Source organism: Halomonas sp. AOP25-F1-15 (assembly GCF_052378675.1).
In the GTDB taxonomy this organism is placed as follows: Bacteria; Pseudomonadota; Gammaproteobacteria; order Pseudomonadales; family Halomonadaceae; genus Vreelandella; species Vreelandella casei.
Window position 1 is genome coordinate 134,274 of record NZ_JBQSXV010000005.1, and the last position, 19,400, is coordinate 153,673.

The following is a 19,400-nucleotide window of genomic DNA, read 5'->3' on the forward strand; positions in this document are numbered from 1 at the left end:
TTGGTTTATAGGGGTGTTTCGTCTTAGCATGAAGTGTTAACAAGCCTACACGGCCATCATTTGGTCAGGAGTCTGTCATGGAAGCGCTTAAAGAAACGCAGCTGTATTGTCCTTTTGCCTATATCGACGGCAGTTGGGTTGCAGCCGATAGCGGCGAGCAGATCACGGTCTTGAATCCGGCAACCGGTGAGGCTATCGGCAATATTCCGCGGTTAGGTAAAGTTGAGACTGAGCGGGCCATCGATGCCGCCGACGCCGCTCTGCCTGCATGGCGTGCATTGACCGCTCAGGAACGCGCCGACTTATTATTAAAGTGGCACGACCTGATGCTTGAGCATCAGCAAGACTTAGCCATGCTGATGACCTACGAGCAGGGCAAGCCGCTTAAAGAAGCCGCGGGCGAAATTGCCTATGCTGCAAGCTTTTTGCGCTGGTTTGCTGAAGAGGCCCGGCGCGTTTACGGTGAAACGATTCCCGCGGCAAACGCCAATCAGCGTATCGTCGTGACTAAGCAGCCAGTGGGCGTTGTGGGCGCGATTACCCCGTGGAACTTCCCGGCGGCGATGATCACCCGTAAAGCGGGCGCTGCGCTGGCCGCTGGCTGTACGATTGTCGTCAAGCCTGCGAGCCAAACGCCGTTTTCAGCCACGGCATTAGCGCTATTAGCTGAGCGTGCGGGCATTCCGCGTGGGGTTTTTAACGTAGTGCCGGGCAGCGCCAGTGATATTGCGCAAGCGATGACGCACTCGCCGAAGGTGCGCAAAATCACCTTCACCGGTTCTACCGAAGTGGGTAGTAAACTGATGGCGCAGGCGGCTGAGCATATTCAGAAAATCTCGCTAGAGCTGGGTGGCAACGCGCCATTTATTGTCTTTGAAGATGCTGATTTAGATGCCGCAGTAGATGGTGCTATGGCGGCGAAATTTCGTAATGCTGGGCAAACCTGTGTATGCACCAACCGCTTCTTAGTCCACTCCAGTGTCATCAACGCGTTTTGTGAAAAGCTGGCGGTGGCAATGAACAGTGAGTTGCGCGTTGGCGATGGCACCAAAGCGAATATTAATCTTGGCCCGTTAATCGATGAAAATGCGGTCAAGAAAGTCAGCGAGCACGTGCAGGACGCGATAGATAATGGCGCTGAGCTGCTGCTGGGTGGGCACCCCCATCCATTGGGCGGTAATTTCTTTACGCCGACGCTGATTAGCTTTGCCACCGATAAAATGAAAGTGGCTCACGAAGAGACGTTTGGCCCGCTTGCCGCTGTCTTCCCGTTTGACGATGAGCAAACCGCGATAGCAATGGCCAATGACACTCAGTATGGCCTAGCCGCGTATTTCTACTCGCGTGATCTGGCTCGCGTGTGGCGCGTCGCTGAAGCGCTAGAATATGGCATGGTAGGGATTAATACTGGCGCCATTTCTAACGCAGCGGCACCGTTTGGCGGGGTTAAAGCATCGGGCTTAGGTCGCGAGGGCGGTCATCAAGGGTTGGAAGAATACCTTGAAACAAAGTATCTATGCATTGACCTTGGCTAGCGCTTTGAAGCCTGTCTTTTAATCGGCAGCCACTGTCATTAACAAGCCCCCATTGGCAGAGTGCCAATGGGGGCTTGTTATGTGCTGGGTGGGCCAGCGGTGCTAGTGAAAAGGCTTAGTGGCGGAAGTGGCGCATGCCGGTAAATACCATGGCAATGCCTGCTTCATTGGCGGCGTCGATCACTTCCTGATCGCGCATTGAGCCACCGGGTTGAATAACCGCGGTAATACCCGCTGCTGCCGCGGCATCAATGCCATCACGGAACGGGAAGAAGGCATCAGATGCCATGACCGACCCAGGCACTGAAAGGCCTTCGTCTGCGGCTTTGATGCCCGCAATTTTGGCTGAGTAAACGCGGCTCATTTGTCCTGCGCCCACGCCCACTGTTTGCCCATCTTTGGCATACACAATGGCGTTGGACTTAACGAACTTAGCCACTCGCCAAGCAAAGGCTAGGTCGCGCAGTTCTTGCTCGCTGGGAGCGCGTTGGCTGACAACCGTCAAGTCCTCGCGTGCCACCATTCCCTCATCGCGCTCTTGTACTAATAGCCCACCGTTGACGCGCTTGAGATCAAATGCAGTCTGGTGTTCGCCTGACCAATGATCGCTGACATCCAGTAGGCGAACGTTCTGCTTGCTGGCCACAATGGCGGCAGCGTCATCGCTAATCCCGGGGGCGATAATTACTTCGACAAACTGGCGATCGATAATTGCCTGGGCGGTTTCAGCGTCCAGCGCTGTATTGAAGGCAATGATGCCGCCAAATGCGCTGGTAGGGTCGGTGGCGAAGGCTTTGTCATAAGCCGCTAGCGCTGTTGAACCAACGGCAACGCCGCAGGGGTTGGCATGCTTGACGATCACACAGGCGATCTCTTTAAAAGCCTTGACGCATTCAAACGCCGCATCGGTATCGGCAACGTTGTTATACGATAGCGGTTTGCCTTGCAGCATTTTTGCCGTGGCAACGCTTGGCTCGCTAGCCTGCGGGTCAACGTAGAACGCTGCCTGCTGATGGGGATTTTCGCCGTAGCGCATATCCTGCTTTTTATGCAGCTGAAGATTAAAGGTGCGGGGAAATGCTTCGTCTGCAGCGTCAACCTTGCGGCCCAGGTAGTCGGCAATAGCGCCATCATAGCCGGCGGTGTGTTCGAATGCTTTGACCGCTAAATCGAACCGCGTTGCCGTGCTTACTTGACCATTTTGAGCGGCCAGCTCACCAAGCACGCGGGCGTAGTCAGCGGTATTCACGACGATTGTTGTATGCGCGTGGTTTTTAGCGCAGGCGCGTACCATGGTAGGGCCGCCAATATCGATATTCTCGATAGCATCTTCTAACGTGCAATCAGGCTTAGCGACAGTCGCGGCGAAGGGGTAGAGGTTAACGACGACCATATCGATAGGGGTAATGTCGTTTTCGGCCATGACCGCATCATCCTGGCCGCGCCGTGCCAAAATGCCGCCGTGAATTTTGGGATGAAGCGTTTTGACACGACCATCCATAATTTCGGGAAAGCCGGTATGTTCAGACACTTCTTTCACCGCAATGGCATTTTCTTGCAATAGCCGGAAAGTGCCACCGGTTGAAAGCAGTTCAACGCCATGCTCAGTTAGGCCGCGGGCGAATTCTACAATGCCAGTTTTATCAGAAACGCTCAGAAGGGCGCGGCGGACGGGAGTAGCGTTACTGTCAGTCAAAGTAGGGTTATCAGCCATGAGGATGCTCGTGTGCAGCGTTGTGAAGTCAACGTGGGTAAATAAAAACAACAACGCCCCAGTGTTATGGGGCGTCGCCTTCGATAAGTCCGTAAAGCTTTAGCTTTTTACGCAGGGTGCCGCGGTTCAGGCCCAGTGCATCAGCGGCCCGGGTCTGGTTGCCGTCAGTATGCTCCAAGACGCAGGCCAGTAAAGGAGCTTCTACTTCGGCCATCACCATGGCGTATAGGTCAGTTGCCTGGCTGCCATCGAGATGCTCGAAGTAGCGGCGCATCGCTGTTTCCACGGCCTCCCGCAGAGGCTGCGGTGGTGTGCTCACCGTTGGATTAGCCAGCATGCGGGTGAGGTGAGAAACAGTATCGCTAGAGAGAAGATCGCGTTCGGTCATGCAGCATAGCTTCCTTTGGCTAGCAAACGTGTGGCGGCATCGGGAGCCATCGCGTCGTTGATCCAATCAAATTGCGTTTCGGGTGATGCTAACGCATTGAACTGCTGCTTCAGCGCGTGCTGTTGAGGCGGCGTAAAGCGCGGGTCGTCGCTGAGGTACCAGCCGACATGCTTACGCGCTATGCGTACGCCCATCGTGTCACCATAAAATTCATGCAGTGCGCCAACGTGCCCATTAAGCACCTGCTGGCGCTCGGCTAGGCTGGGTGGCGCCATTCGCGTGCCATGCTGGAAATAGTGGTTGATCTGTTGAAATATCCACGGATTTCCCTGCGCACCACGGCCTACCATGACAGCATCAGCACCGGTGTAAGCGAGCACTTCGGCGGCTTTTTCAGGGCTTGTTATGTCGCCGTTAGCAATCACCGGTATCGAGAGACGAGATTTGATGTCGGCAATCGTGTCGTACTCTGCCTGTCCAGTATAGCGCTGTTCGCGATGTCGGCCATGTACGGCTAGCGCTTGAATGCCTGCGGCCTCGGCCAACTGAGCAATGCGCAGGGCGTTGTTCGATGCCGCGCACCAGCCCGTGCGGATTTTAAGCGTCACGGGAATATCAACGGCGCCCACCACCGCCTGCAAAATGTCAGCGACCAAGGCTTCATCGCGAAGCAGGGCAGACCCTGCCGCTTTATTACACACCTTCTTAGCGGGGCAGCCCATATTAATATCAATAATTTGAGCACCTAGTTCAGCATTCAGGCGGGCTGCCTGGGCAAGCATATCAGCATCACCACCCGCAATTTGCACCACACGCGGGTCTGGCTCGCCCTGGTGGTCCATTCGCAGCTGTGATTTACGCGTATGCCATAGGCTAGGGTCTGACGTGACCATTTCGCCCACCACCCAGCCAGCACCCAGCTGTCGGCATAGCTGACGAAAGGGGCGGTCGGTAACGCCGGCCATTGGTGCCAGGATTACGCGATTTGATAATCGATAACGACCAATGCTGGGTAGGGTGTTCATTAACGTCATGGCGTAGGCTATGTGGATGCTGGTCTGGCGACGAGTAAGCGCTTTCAAGGGTGCGTATGATACGCCTACTCGCCGTTAGGTTGAAGGCCGCAGGGTGCTTTAATCTGGGCGCTGGCCTGAGAGCCTTACCCAGCCTTCACGAATCACCGGCTCTTGCATGATGATGCCCTGGGCCGTGTAGGCTTGCTGAACATCGTCGGCCTGATTGGCTAAAATACCCGATAGCGCAATGCGCCCACCTGGGGCCACGTGCCCGGCAATCATCGGCGCTAGCTCAACCAGTGGGCCCGCCAGTATGTTAGCGGTTACGACAGGATAACGAACGTCATCGCTTAACTGCTCAGGGTAATAAAGCGATAGCTGCTGTTCGGCAATGCTATTACGTTCTGCGTTATCACGACTAGCTTGCAATGCCTGGGGATCAATGTCGGTAGCGTCGGCATGGTGTGCGCCAAGCTTTAGGGCGGCGATAGCGAGAATGCCCGAGCCACAGCCTACATCAAGTACATGCTGCTGCGCTAAGTGGCCAGCCACTGCCAGTTCATCCAGCCACTCTAGGCACAGCGCGGTAGTCGGGTGCGTGCCGGTGCCAAACGCAAGGCCTGGATCTAGAATCAGGTTGACCGCGTCTGCCTCAGGCGGCTCGTGCCAGCTGGGCACAATCCATAGCCGCTGGCCCATGCGTAGAGGGGTGAAATCATCCATCCACTCACGCTCCCAGTCGCGGTCGGCAAGTAGCTCATACTCGATCGTGGGGCAGGGTTCGCTCGCCATGTGCTCCGACCAGGCCGCCTCAATGCGCGTAAGCATGTCGTCAACGCCTTCAAGGTCATCATAAAGCCCCGTCAGAATCGTATCTTGCCAAAGCGGAGTGGTGCCGCGTTCAGGCTCAAATACAGGGTCGTCGTGGGCATCTTGAAGGCCAATGGCAGTGGCGCCTTCTTCGAGCAGCAGCTCTTCCAGAAATTCTGCTTGCTCGGGTGCGACATGAGCTTTGAGTTGAAGCCAGGGCATGCAGGTTCTCCGCAAGGCGAATTTAAAAATAGAGACAGTAAAGACAACTACAGTAAAGACAGTACCGTAAAGACAACTACGGGGTGGACGTGGCCACCCCGTTGGGTATCGAACATAGCGCTGGAGTGGCGTTAGCCGCCGAGTTTCTTTTCCAGGTAGTGGATGTTGACACCGCCTTCGCGGAAGTGGCTGTCACGAACCAAATCTTTCTGTAGGTCGATATTGGTTTTGATGCCTTCCACAAGTAGTTCATCAAGCGCATTGCGCATGCGCGTCAGCGCAATTTCGCGGTCTGCACCCCACGTGATCAGCTTGCCGATCAGGGAGTCGTAGTGGGGAGGCACGGTGTATCCCGTGTAAAGATGCGAGTCCATACGCACACCCAGGCCACCCGGCGAGTGAAATAACGTCACTTTCCCGGGCGAAGGCATAAAGGTACGGGCATCTTCGGCATTAATCCGGCACTCGAAAGAGTGGCCAGCGATCTTCACGTCTTCTTGACGAATAGACAGCGGAAGGCCAGAGGCTATGCGCAGCTGTTCTTTGACGATATCCACGCCGGTAACCATTTCAGTAACCGGGTGTTCGACTTGAACGCGGGTATTCATCTCAATGAAGAAATACTTGCCGTCTTCGTACAAGAATTCAAAGGTGCCGGCGCCACGGTAATTGATTTTAATGCACGCCTGACGGCAGGCTTCAAGCACCTGCTCACGCGCTTTCTGATCAAGGCCTGGGGCTGGGGCTTCTTCAAGCACTTTTTGATGACGGCGCTGAAGAGAGCAGTCGCGATCATAAAGATGGATAGCGTTACCTTGGCCATCAGCCAGCACCTGCACTTCTACGTGACGCGGTTTCTCAAGGAATTTTTCCATGTAGACCGTGCCGTCACCAAACGCCGCCTGTGCTTCGGTACGCGTAACGGTAATCGCCGACAGCAGGTGGCCTTCAGTATGCACCACACGCATGCCACGCCCGCCGCCGCCAGAGGCTGCTTTGATGATGATCGGATAGCCGATACGCATAGCCGTCGCTAGATTGACAGCATCGTCATCGCCGAGTGGCCCATCGGAGCCTGGAACCGTAGGAACACCGGCTTCCTTCATCGATTGAATCGCGCTGACTTTATCACCCATCAGGCGAATCGTTTCTGCGCGAGGCCCTATGAAAGTAAAGCCTGAACGCTCTACCTGCTCGGCAAAGTTGGCGTTTTCCGACAGAAAGCCATAGCCCGGGTGAATGGCCGTTGAGTCAGTCACTTCGGCTGCGCTGATAAGGGCCGGTATATTCAGGTAAGACTGCGCTGACGATGCCGGTCCGATACAAACGGCTTCATCTGCCAAACGAACGTGCATGAGTTCACGATCAGCTTTGGAGTGTACCGCGACGGTTTTAATGCCCAGTTCTTTACAGGCCCGTAGGATACGAAGGGCAATCTCGCCGCGATTCGCGATTAATACCTTGTCCAGCATGGGAGAGTCCACCCGTGTTGAAAATGAAAGATTAAGCGATAACGATCATAGGCTGATCGAATTCCACCGGCTCGCCATCTTCCACCAGAATAGCTTCCACCACGCCGTCACGGTCAGCTTCAATCTGGTTCATCATCTTCATGGCTTCAATGATACATATGGTATCGCCTTGCTTAACGGTGTCGCCTACTTCCACAAAGGATTTAGCGCCCGGTGCTGGGCTGCGATAAAAGGTGCCAACCATCGGTGAGTTAACTGCTTCACCACGGTAGCTTACACCGGCAGATTCAATATCCGCAGGCGGTGCGCTTGCGACCGGCGCATAGGTTGGCTGCGCATACTGGGGCATTGGCTGCTGCTGCCAAGTCGCACCGTTCGGATGGCGGCTTATGCGGACTGATTCTTCGCCTTCTTGAATTTCAATCTCACTAATATTGGATTCTTCGAGAAGCTCAATCAGTTTCTTAACTTTGCGGATATCCATGGCATAGCCCCATCAATGTCATAAAAGGTAGTCACAGAGCAAACTCAGCCTCTAAGCGGAGGTGCTATGCGGCGCTGAACTAGCGCAGTAAACCAGATTTTAAAATGAAGAGAACGCGGCATGTTAGTGAACGTTACCTCGTTCTCACCCCTAAAAAGGAAGTTTTTAGCTAATATGGGAGCGGAGTTTGCCGAAAAAGTGCCACGATGTCCAGCAGCCGGCCCGGCAAGCGTTGACGTAGCCTTAGAGGATGCTGGGCAGTATCTGGCCGGCGATATCCACGATACGAGCCCTTCATGCATGTCACTGGGCCGCTATCCACTGGCTGACAGATTCAAGATGTTGCTGAAGCTGGTCGGCGGTTACTTCGCCCTGAATGCGGGCATCGCGCAGTTCCTGGCCTTGATTAAAAAATAGCAGGCTGGGCGGACCAAATAAATTGAACTGGTCTAGTAGCTCTCGGCTGTTGCTATCGGTGTGCGTGACATCGGCGGCAATCAGCTTATAGCCACTTAACGCTGCGGTAACGCGTGCATCTGGGTATACATCGCGTTCCATTAATTTGCATGAAATGCACCAGTCGGCAGTAAAGTGCACAAACACCGGCTGATGATTGCTTTTTGCGTTAGCAATTTCATCCTCAAGAGCGCTCAATGTGTCGACTTCAGTGAAGCTGAGTGCCTGTGCCTGTACAGCGTTTGCTGGATTGGGGGTTGCCGCGAGTGGGCGCAGCGGATTGTTGCCCCCTTGGGCGGCTCCGATCACCAGCAGTACGCCCCAAGTCAGTAGCATAAGCGCAAGCGTTTGGCGCGCGCGCGGCCAGCCCAGCGGCTGATTGACGTTTAAAGCGCCTAAAGCGAGCGCGCTTCCAATCGCTAGCGCAGCCCATAGCAGCAGCGCGACGGGCGCAGCGACCAAGCGCTCTACCATCCAAATAGCCACCCCCAGCAGCAGCAGGCCAAAGCCAATTTTTACGCCGTTCATCCAGGCACCGCTGCGTGGTAGCAAGGTGGCGCCGAACGTGCCGACTAAAAGAAGGGGCACACCCATTCCCAAGCCCAGCGCAAACAGCACTGCGCCGCCAAGCGCGGCATCCCCGGTAGACGAAATAAATACCAACGCGCCTGCTAACGGCGCCGTGACGCAGGGTGATACCACTAGCACTGAAAGGGCGCCCGCTACCGCTAAACCCGCAGGGCCGCTGCGCTGAGCGCGTGCCTGCCAAGCATCAATGCGGTTGGTTAAACGCGGCGATAGATTGAGGTTAAACGCGCCAAACATTGCTAAAGCAAAGAGCGAGAAGAGTATCGCGAAGATGATTAAGACCGGTGCCGACTGCAAGCGCGCCTGAAGATTAAGTCCGGCGCCAAACAGCCCCATCAATACGCCCACAAGCGCATAAGTCACTGACATGCCTAATACATAGCTGGCAGAAAGCACAAATGCCCGAGAGCGAGTAGGGTTCTGGCCGACCACAATCGATGACAGAATAGGAATCATCGGCAGCACGCAGGGCGTAAAGGTAAGCCCTAAGCCAGCGATAAAAAATAGCCCCAGTGCCAATGGCAGGCTTGCGCTGCTAATCAAGCTGCTGAAGCGGCTGTCTTCACTTTGGGGGGCTGAAAAGTCACTCTGCGTTGCGGTGTCAGCTGTATCTTGTCCTGAGGCGTTGGCCGCTGCGTCGGAGCTGCTGTTATCGGCCTGCCAGTCAGCGAATTGGCTGGGTGGCTGTGTCTCACTGGCCTGAAGGTTAGCTTGTTCCGGGGGGTAGCAGAGCCCTGCGTCCGCGCAGCCTTGAAAGGTTAGAGTGATATCAAGCGGGCCTGAGTAGGGGGTGCTTAAGGGGACCTCAAAGACTAATTGATCCCTGAATACGTACACATCTCCCATGAATTCATCGTTAATAAACGTGCCCTGGGGGATGTTAGGCTCGCCTAGGTCGACGCTCTCGATTTGGCTGCTAACCGCAAACTGGTGGCGATAAAGGTAATATTCATCAGCAATGTCCACGCCGATATAAAGGGTGTCGTCATCATGCCAAGCAGTGGGTTCAAATGCCTCCATAACGGGCAAAAATGCGTCTTGATTACTGGAGGAAGAGAACCACTGGGCGTGAGCCATCAGCGGTAGTCCGATAAGTAGAAGGGTGAATAAAGCAAATCGGCTTAGGCGCTTAAAAGGTAACAAGGTATATCCTTAATTAATGGCATCGCAATGCAGGTAAACAGCATACCGCAAGCTTAAGCGTCTGACTTACTCGCTGCGGTGACATGACGCGGCCGCTCGTGCGCTAGCCCTTATCGCTAGGCTGATAACGCAAAAAACCGCCCGAAGGCGGCCTTTAGATGCATTAAGCGGGTATGAATTCCCGCTTAGGTGCTAATTATTACGCTTTTTGATAGGCGCTAACGGATTTTTCAATCGCTTTACGCGCCGCGTCGGCACCTTCCCAAGACTCTACTTTTACCCACTTGCCTTTTTCTAGATCTTTGTAATTCTCGAAAAAGTGAGCGATTTGCTGGCGCAGCAGTTCAGGTAGATCAGTGACTTCCTGAATGTTGTCGTACAGTGAGCTCAGCTTGGCATGGGGCACACATATCAGTTTGGCATCTTCACCGGCTTCATCGGTCATGTTCAGAATACCAACCGGGCGTGCACGGATAATGCTGCCAGGCTGAACGGGATGCGGTGTGACGACTAAGGCGTCAAGGGCATCGCCATCGTCGGCTAGGGTGTGGGGAATGAAGCCATAGTTGGCTGGGTAAAACATGGGGGTGGCCATGAAGCGGTCAACGACCAGCGCGCCCATATCCTTGTCAATTTCATATTTGATCGGGTCATGGTTAGCTGGAATTTCGATCACCACGTAAACGTCGTTGGGGAGATCCTTTCCGGCAGGGATATTATCGAAGTTCATCGTTGATTCCTTGATAGTACAGTGGCTGAGTCTTGCTGCGGCTAAGCAATCGATTCAGAGGCTTTGATAGCCGGAATTATACGAATATGGTTACACGATTGCCAATGTGACATAGCAGGAGGCCGAGAAAGGTTGGCGATTTTATAACATTTCAGCGCTTAAATAGGCGAGAGACACTTTGAATCGGCCGATAGAGACGTTTGGTGAGCATCGCTCCTGGTTCACAGTGTGTATCATAAGTGCTCGAGTCGACAGCCTAGGAGGATGCCTTGTCGCACGCCCAGTTGCTCATCAGTTATGGTCAAGCGTTTGTCGCCCCCGATCGATGCCTACATCGCAGTTCAATGTCAGTACGCTTTCCTGAGGCACCGCTACTGCGCGCCAAAGGCGGCTGTGCGGTGATTAGCGACTCGATTTCACGCAACACCATGGCCAAACAGGCCGGTGACCTAAGCGTACGCGGTTTTCTGGCTGACTATTTTTCAACGCCTGATCACTGGGATGTCAAAACATCTGCCACCCGCGTCCTGCGCGCACTGAATAGCTGGTGCTATAGCCAAAGCCAGCATGTTAAAGAGGGCAGCTTCGTTTCCTCTATGTCCGCCATGGTCTTTCGCGGCCGTGAAGCTCATCTATTTCATATGGGCGATACGCTGGTCTTTCGCTTGCGCGGCGCAGAGTTTGAGCAGCTAAGCCGCGACCACGTAACGGACGTGGGCGGCTACCGCTATCCTTCGCGGGCACTGGGCATGGACGGCAGTGTCGACATTGATTACACCCATATAGCGTTGAAACAGGGCGATTTATTTCTTTTCACTACCCAGGGTGTGCGCGGCACGTTACTGCCTTCAGACTACGTGCGCTTGATTCGCCAAGACGCGAGCGATTTAGACGCTGCCTGTGAGCGTTTAGCGGATGAGGCGAAGCAGCGCGCTCAGGAGCGTGGCTATGGAGGCGATCAATTTTGCTTCCAGCTAGTTCGCATAGATGAATTGCCGGAGGAAACAACCGAGCGCCCTGGGCAGCTTTATGGCGATTTGCCCATTCCGCCTGAGCTGGCGCCGGGCGATCGCTTAGATGGCCTTGAGGTGCTCGCGGTGCTGTCACGAACCGCGCAGTCTCGCGTTTATCGCGTTCGCGATGTGCACACCGAGCGTGAAATGGTGATGAAAGCACCAAGCCCCGAGCTTTCGTTGCGTAATGCCTACCTTGAGCATTTTCTGCTGCAGCAATGGGTCGTAGAGCGCGTTAATTCCCCCTTTGTCGTCAAAGTAATGGAGCGGTCTCGTTCGCGTCGCTACCTCTACTACCTTATGCAGCATATCGAGGGAGAAACGCTTCGCCAGTGGGCAGAACGCCATCCGCAGGCGAGCTTGGTGCAGCGGCTTGATATCGCCAATCAGCTCGGCAAGGCGGTGCAGGCTCTGCATCACCGAGATATTATTCATCAGCAAATTAGCCCTGATAATATTCTAATCGATCTACACGGTAAGCTGGTATTGACAGACTTTAGCGCTTGCCACATGCGGGATGGCGAAGGACATCGACATTCTGGCGAGCTGCTCAGTCAAGTTGGCCTCAACGAGCACACTGCGCCAGAGTATGCCCTAGGAGATGCCATCGGCCGTCGCAGCGATCAATATTCGTTAGCATCAACTGTCTATTGGCTGTTGACCGGGGCTCTGCCCTATACATTGACGCCAAATCGGCTGCGCAGCCATACCGACCTTGAAGAGCTGTCGTTTCGCAGCGCACGCACCACGAACCCTGAAATCTCCCCCGACTTAGACGATGCACTGCGCCGTGCGCTGGATCCACAGCGAGCGCTGCGCTTTAGGCGCATGTCAGAGTTTATGCATGCGATACGCGTGCCGCTTGGCCGTCGCTCTGCTCAAGATGAAAGCCGTCAGGAGCCACGACGTTTCTGGCAGGGCGTCGCGGGGATTTTATTGCTGCTGCTGGTGCTTTCCTGGCTATTGCGCTAAACGCAAAGCATAAAAAAACGGGGGATGATTGATGTCATCCCCCGTTTTTGATGGTGCGTTTTACCGCTAGGCTTTTTACTGCCGGGCTGTTTTACAGAACTAGGTTACTTGTTTACAGCGTAAAGACCGGCAGTTTGCGCTCGGCTTTGGCTAGCTTCAGCTTGGCTACTTTAGGCAGGCCGTTTTCAAACGGTGGGAAATCTTCACCTTGGATGAGCGGTGAAAGATAGTCGCGGCACGCCTGCGTAATGCCAAGTCCGTTTGCGCTAATAAAGTCGCGGGGCATGAACTTCTCTTGGTTAGCCACCTGAGACAGTGGGGCAGAAATCACATCCCACTGGTAAGGGTTCTGAGAAATGCGGCGAATGGCCGGCATCATGGCATTTTTGCCAGCAAGCGCCAGCGTTACCGCTTCGTAGCCGACCGCGTAGGCTTGCTCAACGTCGGTTTTAGACGCCAAGTGGCGCGCGGCACGCTGAAGGTAGTCTGCTACCGCCCAGTGATATTTGTAACCCAGGTCTTGTTTGATCATGCCGGCAAGCGTCGGTGCTACGCCGCCTAACTGGCGATGGCCAAAGGCATCGGTATTGCCCGCATCGGCTAAGAACGTGCCGTCTTCGTAACGGGCACCTTCTGACACCACTATCACGCAGTAACCGTACTGCTTAACGCATTCTTCAACCCGTGCCATTGCCACTCTACGGTTGAAGGGGATTTCCGGGAAGATGATTAGGTGCGGCGGCTCGCCTTCCTCTTGGCCTGCTAGCCCACCCGCGGCGGCAATCCAGCCGGCATGGCGACCCATCACTTCAAGCACGAACACCTTAGTGGACGTCGCGCACATAGAGGCGATGTCCAGCGACGCTTCAAGCGTTGAGGTAGCAATATACTTAGCAACGCTGCCAAAGCCAGGGCTGTTATCGGTGATCGGCAGATCGTTATCCACGGTTTTGGGCACATGGATGGCCGTGAGCGGATAGCCCAACTTTTCGGAAAGCTGCGAGACTTTTAAGCAGGTATCGGCGCTGTCGCCACCGCCGTTGTAGAAAAAGTAGCGAATATCGTGAGCTTTAAAGACTTCAATCAGGCGCTCGTACTGAGCACGATGCGTATCGATATCTTTCAGCTTATAGCGGCAGGAGCCGAAAGCGCCACCGGGCGTGTGGCGCAGTGCGGCAATCGCTTCGTCAGACTCTTGGGTGACATCGATGAGGTCTTCGGTTAGAGCGCCGATAATGCCGTTATGACCGGCGTACACCTTGCCAATTTTATCGGGCGCTTGGCGGCAGGCTTCAATAACGCCGCAGGCGCTGGCGTTAATTACGGCGGTGACGCCACCGGACTGGGCGTAAAAGGCATTATGCTGGGCCATGGAACGTCTCATCTCTTGAAAACGGATAGGGTAAATCGAAGTCATATACCATCGCTAGGAAAAATCGCTAGTGGTGGCAGGTTAAGCTTAGGTTATGCAGTGCGGCAAAGTTTAGTGCAAAGCTATGATGGCTGCATCAGCGGCTATCGCTGGTTAATCGGGGCCATCCATCTCTTGCTCGCGCTGGGCTAACTCCCAACCGCCAAGGTCTTTATAGCGGTTAACCATGGCGCAAAATAGCTCGGCGGTGCGCTCGGTGTCGTAGCGAGCGGAATGCGCGGCCTTATTGTCAAACTCAATGCCGGCAGCCCTGCAGGCACGCGCCAGAACCGTTTGACCATAGACCAAACCTGCCAGCGTTGCCGTGTCAAAGCTTGAAAACGGATGGAAAGGGTTACGCTTAATGCCGCAGCGATTAACCGCTGCATTCAAAAAACCTTGGTCAAATGCCGCGTTATGACCCACCAAAATAGCTCGCGTGCAGTCATGCGCTTTGAGCGACTTACGGATTGGGCGAAAAATCTCTCCCAACGCGTCAGCTTCGCTCAGCGCCACTTGGCGACGCAGCGGATCGTCCAGATTGATACCGGTAAAATCGAGCGCCGACTGCTCCACATTGGACCCTTCAAAGGGCTCAATATGGTAAGCATAGGTAGCATCAGGAAGCAGGTTGCCTTCCGGATCCATGGTTAGCGTGACGGCGGCTATCTCAAGCACAGCGTCGCCTTGGGCATTAAATCCCCCGGTTTCTAAGTCAATGACCACGGGTAGGTAACTACGAAAACGTTGGGCCATTAATTCGCGGGCAATTGCCTCGCTCATGCAGCTCTCCTTAGTAAAGCGAGTAATCAGTCAAGATAAGCGGTATGCCACCGCTTTGAATGGATTGATTCTAGCAGCTTTACCCCCCAAGCGTCGTTGGCGGTATTCGCTGGGCATTGAGAACGCTATACTCAAGGTCTGTTGCAAAGATATATCGCTTAGCCGTGTGCTAAATGATAGTGCCTTTTTCGCTAATGAATTTCGTATAGTCAATGAGGAGCAAAGAATGTCCGATGTCAAAAAGGTTGTACTGGCATATTCAGGCGGCCTGGACACATCCGTTATCGTTAAGTGGTTGCAAGAAACTTACAACTGCGAGGTAGTTACGTTTACTGCCGACATCGGTCAGGGCGAAGAGGTCGAGCCCGCCCGCACTAAGGCGCAAGCCCTTGGTGTAAAGGAAATCTACATCGAAGACCTGCGCGAAGAGTTTGTCCGCGACTACGTTTATCCCATGTTTCGCGCCAACACTGTTTATGAAGGCGAGTACTTGCTAGGCACGTCTATTGCTCGTCCGCTGATCGCTAAACGCTTGATTGAGATCGCTAACGAAACCGGTGCCGATGCCATTTCTCATGGCGCTACCGGTAAAGGCAACGATCAGGTTCGGTTTGAGCTTGGCGGCTATGCATTAAAGCCGGGCGTTAAAGTCATCGCCCCTTGGCGTGAGTGGGATTTGACCTCGCGTGAAAAATTGATGGCTTATTGTGAAGAACACAATATCCCCGTCGATTTTGCCAATAAGAAGAAAAAATCGCCTTACTCCATGGATGCCAACCTGCTGCATATTTCTTATGAAGGCGGCATTTTGGAAGACCCGTGGGCCGAAGCAGAAGACGATATGTGGCGCTGGAGCGTTTCTCCTGAAGCCGCGCCCGATCAGGCAACCTACGTTGAGCTAACGTTTGACAAGGGCGATATCGTAGCCATCGACGGTGAGCCGTTGAAAGCCCACGAAGTGCTGGAGAAGCTCAATAAAATGGGCGGCGATAACGGCATTGGCCGTTTAGATATTGTAGAAAACCGCTATGTGGGCATGAAGTCTCGCGGCTGTTACGAAACGCCAGGGGGCACCATTATGCTGCGTGCCCACCGCGCTATTGAGTCACTGACGCTAGACCGCGAAGAAGCTCACCTGAAAGATCAGCTGATGCCGAAATATGCAGAAGTGATCTATAACGGCTACTGGTGGAGCCCTGAGCGTCGCATGCTGCAAGCGGCTATCGACGAAACGCAGAAAAACGTCGCTGGCGTTGTGCGCATGAAGCTTTATAAAGGCAATGCAATCGTTGTTGGCCGTAAGTCTGACGAATCGCTCTTTGATGAGTCGATTGCGACCTTTGAAGATGACGCGGGCGCCTACAATCAGAAAGATGCGGAAGGCTTTATTAAGCTTAACGCGCTACGTCTGCGTATTGCCGCTGGCAAAGGACGTAAACAGAGCTAATGAAGCGCTGATACAACGCTGCGTTTATCTTGTAGGGCGGCAGACACGAACCGCCGTCCTACAAGCAAAGGAATAATGATGCTTAAAAAAATCTTATCCGGACTCTTTGGTAGTCATTCCCAAGCTGCCTCAGGTCCTACCACTGATGCCGCTGAACCGGTGGAATACAAGGGCTACTGGATTGTGCCCCAGCCCGATAATAAGAGTGGCCAATACCGCGTGAGCGGTTGGATTCGCAAGCCCGGTACGTCAGAGGAAATGCTCGAACATCGCTTTGAACGTTCCGATATGCTGCCTAGCCGTGAAGCGTGTGACGCCATGATGCTTACTAAAGCACAGCGCTATATTGATGAAGTGGGTGAGGCCATGTTCGAGCCAGACCCGCGTCGTGATACAGAAATGAATAGCACGGATATGAACAGCGCAGACCGCTAGTCATTGTGTAAAACGGCCGATGTGCCTCTCAACGTGATAAACCGCGCGTTAGCTGTTCGGCGCGGCGGGTAGCTCTAGTGTCAAGCAAGCGCCGCCTAAGTGTTTAGCATCCTCCACCCAGAGTCTCCCCCCCAGATGAACGATGATGCCCCGGCTGATCGGCAGACCTAGACCGCTGCCGCTTGGCCTGCCGCGGGGGATATCGCCGTCCTGCTGTAGTTGATGGAATTTTTCAAATACCCGCTCGCGCTCATCCATGCTGATACCCGCACCGTTATCTTCAACGCTCAAGCGATAATGGTCACGATGTCGATACAGCGCCAGGCGTACTGTTGGCTGTAGCCGATCAGCAAATTTACCTGCGTTATCAAGTAGATTGATGATGACTTGCTCTAGACGATCCTGATCGCCAACGATCATTGCAGGATCGACCTCTAAGCTGATGTCTAGAGCAACGCCGCGTTCTTCATGCAGATGCGCAATAGCGTTAATGCTGTGCCGTGCTAGCGCTGTCAGGTCGAGTGGCACCGGGTTTAGCGTTAAACGGCCGCTTTCTAAGCGAGCAAGATCCAGTATCTCTTCAATTAGGCGTGATAGCCGCTGGCTTTCATGCACGATTACGCCAAGAAAATGCTGGCGCTTCTCGCTGGGTAGTTGCTTGCTATCTCTCAAGATTTCAGCAAAGGCGCGGATGGACGTTAGCGGTGTGCGCAGTTCGTGGCTGACCATGGCCACAAACTCATCTTTTAAGCGGTCTAACTCACGCAGACGCTCGTTGGCACTACGTAGCTCTTCGCCAATCTGCAGCAGCTCCTGAGATTTTTGTTCTAACCGGCGGTTGTACTCTAGCGTTTGTGAGGTGGTGTCAAGAATGCTAAGAATCGACTCAATATCCAGCGCTTCACCGCGCACCACTGAGTTGATCAGCACCCGTGCAGAGGCGCTGCCCAATGACCCAGCAAGGGCCTGCTCTGCGCGGGTGATGAGCTCAGTGGTGGCCGGTTGATCCGCCTCAAACGCGTTTTTGTTATTGCTATAGCTGAAGATGCGGCGAGTGGTTTGAAGGCCTAGGTAGCGAGCAAGCAATTCATTTAGTGCGCCTTGAGTGGTTTGCCCACGCCATAGCGGGGCAGTGGTCAGGTTCGGGTGCATAGCCTCAGTGAAGAGCGCGGCTTGGGTTTGCTCAAGGGGCGTAGGGCGGGTAAACAGCGACACGCCCACTAAAAGCCCGACGTTTACCAGCATACTCCACAGCAGTGAGTGACTATAAATGTCCCAGTTTTCGAGCCCAAACAGGGCGTAGGGAGTGAGCCAAGTGATCCCCCAAGGCCCTTCGGTAAGCAGCGCAGCGTTCAACCAGCCTGACTGAGCAAAGCCCGGAAGAAGCAGTGTATAGCTCCACACTAAAAAGCCGGCGATCAATCCACACGTGGCCCCTTGGCGAGTGGCGCCGCGCCAATAAAGGCCAATCAACAGCGCTGGGGCAAACTGGGCGGCCCCCGCGAAGGACACAAGCCCGATGGTGACGAGGCTGTAGGAATCACCAATCAGGGCGTGGTAGAGATAACCGAGCAATAGAATAAGCACAATGGCTACGCGGCGAATACCCAGCAGCCAGCCGGCCAGCTCCCCTTTAGTGCTCAGGTGTAACCGTCGTGAGCGAAGCAGTAGCGGCATCACCAGTTGATTGCTGACCATGGTGGAAAGGGCAATGGTTTCAACAATCACCATGCCGGTGGCCGCCGATAGGCCACCGATAAACACTAACAGCGGTAAGCCTTCCACGCCTGCTGAGAGCGGCAGCGTCAGCACAAAGCTGTCAGGGTCACCTGCGCTAGCGCCTAGCAGCATGCCCGCCAGGGCAATCGGTATGACGAAGAGATTAATCAGCAGCATATAAAGCGGAAATAGCCAGCTCGCCCGCGTTAAATGCTGCTCATCAACGTTTTCGACCACTAACACTTGGAATTGGCGAGGCAGCGTTAAAAATGCCAGAAAGGCCAGCACTAGCATGCCAACCCAGCCGGTAACGCCACCCGGCACGCGATCGAGCCGCATGCTGTCTACTAGCTCGGGCGTGGCCGCCACCTGCGAAAATAGCGCGCCGGGCCCTTCAAACATCACAAAAACCACGAAGATACCGACCGCCATAAAGGCCACCAGCTTGACCAGCGATTCTAAAGCGATAGCGGCAACCATGCCTTCGTGGCGTTCGCTGGCATCCAGGTGGCGGGTGCCAAAGAGAATTATAAACACGGCCAATACCAACGCGACCCAAAGCGATTTGTCCATCCAAAAGCGTTCATCGATCAGCGTGGTATCGGGCGTGTAGGGATAGTTGATCAGCACCGCATGGCTGACGGTAATCGCTTTTAACTGCAGCGCAATATAGGGCGTGATACTGATCAGCGCCATTAGCGCTACCAGCGCGCCTAAGCTGGCACTTTTGCCATAGCGGGCACTAATAAAGTCGGCAATAGAAGTGATACGCTGGCGTGCAGCGATGCGCACCATTTTGCGAATAACGGAGGGCGCCAGCAGCATGGCCAGCGTAGGGCCTAAGTAGATAAGCAAAAAACTAGGACCATGCGCTGCGGCTCGGCCCACGCTGCCATAAAATGTCCATGCGGTGCAGTAAACGGCAATAGAAAGGGCATAGACAGTGGGTGATCCGATCAACGAGCGGCCCTGCTCAGCCCGCCGGTCACCCCAGGCAGCGACTAAAAAAAGTAGCGCAAGGTAGCCAAAGGCTGTGCCAAGAATAATCGGCTCAGTGCGCAT

At 54.4% G+C, this 19,400-nt stretch carries 15 protein-coding genes; 4 read left to right on the forward strand and 11 right to left on the reverse strand.

What is annotated here, in order from left to right; all coding sequences use genetic code 11:
• Window positions 1-77: 77 nt before the first annotated feature.
• A complete protein-coding gene (locus ACT3TF_RS11190; protein ID WP_096280278.1) occupies window positions 78-1,535 on the forward strand; it encodes an NAD-dependent succinate-semialdehyde dehydrogenase in 1,458 nt (485 codons plus the stop codon).
• A 115-nt stretch (window positions 1,536-1,650) separates the two neighbouring features.
• On the opposite strand, the gene purH is transcribed toward ACT3TF_RS11190, so the two are convergent.
• The 8 genes from purH to ppa form a co-directional block, all read right to left on the reverse strand.
• Window positions 1,651-3,249: a bifunctional phosphoribosylaminoimidazolecarboxamide formyltransferase/IMP cyclohydrolase gene (gene purH / locus ACT3TF_RS11195; RefSeq protein WP_176483398.1), complete on the reverse strand. Its 1,599-nt coding sequence runs from the start codon at window positions 3,247-3,249 to the stop codon at window positions 1,651-1,653.
• Window positions 3,250-3,313: 64 nt separating this feature from the next.
• Window positions 3,314-3,637 carry a DNA-binding transcriptional regulator Fis gene (gene fis, locus ACT3TF_RS11200; RefSeq protein ID WP_096280275.1) on the reverse strand — a complete coding sequence of 108 codons (324 nt, stop codon included), beginning with the start codon at window positions 3,635-3,637 and terminating at the stop codon, window positions 3,314-3,316.
• The gene (gene dusB / locus ACT3TF_RS11205) at window positions 3,634-4,671 is read right to left on the reverse strand and encodes a tRNA dihydrouridine synthase DusB (RefSeq protein ID WP_441684446.1); all 1,038 of its coding nucleotides are present in this window, start codon (window positions 4,669-4,671) and stop codon (window positions 3,634-3,636) included. The genes fis and dusB overlap by 4 nt, the downstream gene beginning before the upstream one ends.
• Window positions 4,672-4,770: 99 nt before the next feature.
• On the reverse strand, window positions 4,771-5,685 hold the full coding sequence (gene prmA, locus ACT3TF_RS11210; RefSeq protein ID WP_444625498.1) for a 50S ribosomal protein L11 methyltransferase: 915 nt from the start codon (window positions 5,683-5,685) through the stop codon (window positions 4,771-4,773).
• A gap of 131 nt (window positions 5,686-5,816) precedes the next feature.
• A complete protein-coding gene (gene accC, locus ACT3TF_RS11215) occupies window positions 5,817-7,157 on the reverse strand; it encodes an acetyl-CoA carboxylase biotin carboxylase subunit (RefSeq protein WP_096280268.1) in 1,341 nt (446 codons plus the stop codon).
• 31 nt (window positions 7,158-7,188) lie between these two features.
• Window positions 7,189-7,641, reverse strand: coding sequence for an acetyl-CoA carboxylase biotin carboxyl carrier protein (accB, locus tag ACT3TF_RS11220; protein WP_096280266.1), 453 nt, complete (start codon window positions 7,639-7,641; stop codon window positions 7,189-7,191).
• Window positions 7,642-7,944: 303 nt separating this feature from the next.
• Window positions 7,945-9,828, reverse strand: coding sequence for a protein-disulfide reductase DsbD (gene dsbD, locus ACT3TF_RS11225; protein WP_226938589.1), 1,884 nt, complete (start codon window positions 9,826-9,828; stop codon window positions 7,945-7,947).
• A 199-nt stretch (window positions 9,829-10,027) separates the two neighbouring features.
• Window positions 10,028-10,558, reverse strand: a complete 531-nt coding sequence (ppa, locus tag ACT3TF_RS11230; RefSeq protein WP_096280264.1) for an inorganic diphosphatase — start codon at window positions 10,556-10,558, stop codon at window positions 10,028-10,030.
• 269 nt (window positions 10,559-10,827) lie between these two features.
• Here ppa and ACT3TF_RS11235 point away from each other — a divergent pair, with 269 nt between their 5' ends.
• Window positions 10,828-12,543, forward strand: coding sequence for a bifunctional protein-serine/threonine kinase/phosphatase (locus tag ACT3TF_RS11235; RefSeq protein WP_193063195.1), 1,716 nt, complete (start codon window positions 10,828-10,830; stop codon window positions 12,541-12,543).
• 112 nt (window positions 12,544-12,655) lie between these two features.
• Here the strand turns inward: ACT3TF_RS11235 and ACT3TF_RS11240 are convergent, their stop codons facing one another.
• Together ACT3TF_RS11240 and rnt are read right to left on the reverse strand one after the other, a co-directional pair.
• On the reverse strand, window positions 12,656-13,915 hold the full coding sequence (locus ACT3TF_RS11240) for a 6-phosphofructokinase (protein WP_096280260.1): 1,260 nt from the start codon (window positions 13,913-13,915) through the stop codon (window positions 12,656-12,658).
• 153 nt (window positions 13,916-14,068) lie between these two features.
• Window positions 14,069-14,737 (reverse strand): ribonuclease T, encoded by a 669-nt coding sequence (gene rnt / locus ACT3TF_RS11245; RefSeq protein WP_096280258.1) that lies wholly within the window; start codon window positions 14,735-14,737, stop codon window positions 14,069-14,071.
• A 226-nt stretch (window positions 14,738-14,963) separates the two neighbouring features.
• Here rnt and ACT3TF_RS11250 point away from each other — a divergent pair, with 226 nt between their 5' ends.
• Both ACT3TF_RS11250 and ACT3TF_RS11255 read left to right on the forward strand, forming a co-directional pair.
• Window positions 14,964-16,184: an argininosuccinate synthase gene (locus tag ACT3TF_RS11250; protein WP_096280255.1), complete on the forward strand. Its 1,221-nt coding sequence runs from the start codon at window positions 14,964-14,966 to the stop codon at window positions 16,182-16,184.
• A 78-nt stretch (window positions 16,185-16,262) separates the two neighbouring features.
• A complete protein-coding gene (locus ACT3TF_RS11255; protein ID WP_444672224.1) occupies window positions 16,263-16,619 on the forward strand; it encodes an HlyU family transcriptional regulator in 357 nt (118 codons plus the stop codon).
• A gap of 48 nt (window positions 16,620-16,667) precedes the next feature.
• On the opposite strand, the gene ACT3TF_RS11260 is transcribed toward ACT3TF_RS11255, so the two are convergent.
• Window positions 16,668-19,400: an ATP-binding protein gene (locus ACT3TF_RS11260; protein WP_444672225.1), complete on the reverse strand. Its 2,733-nt coding sequence runs from the start codon at window positions 19,398-19,400 to the stop codon at window positions 16,668-16,670.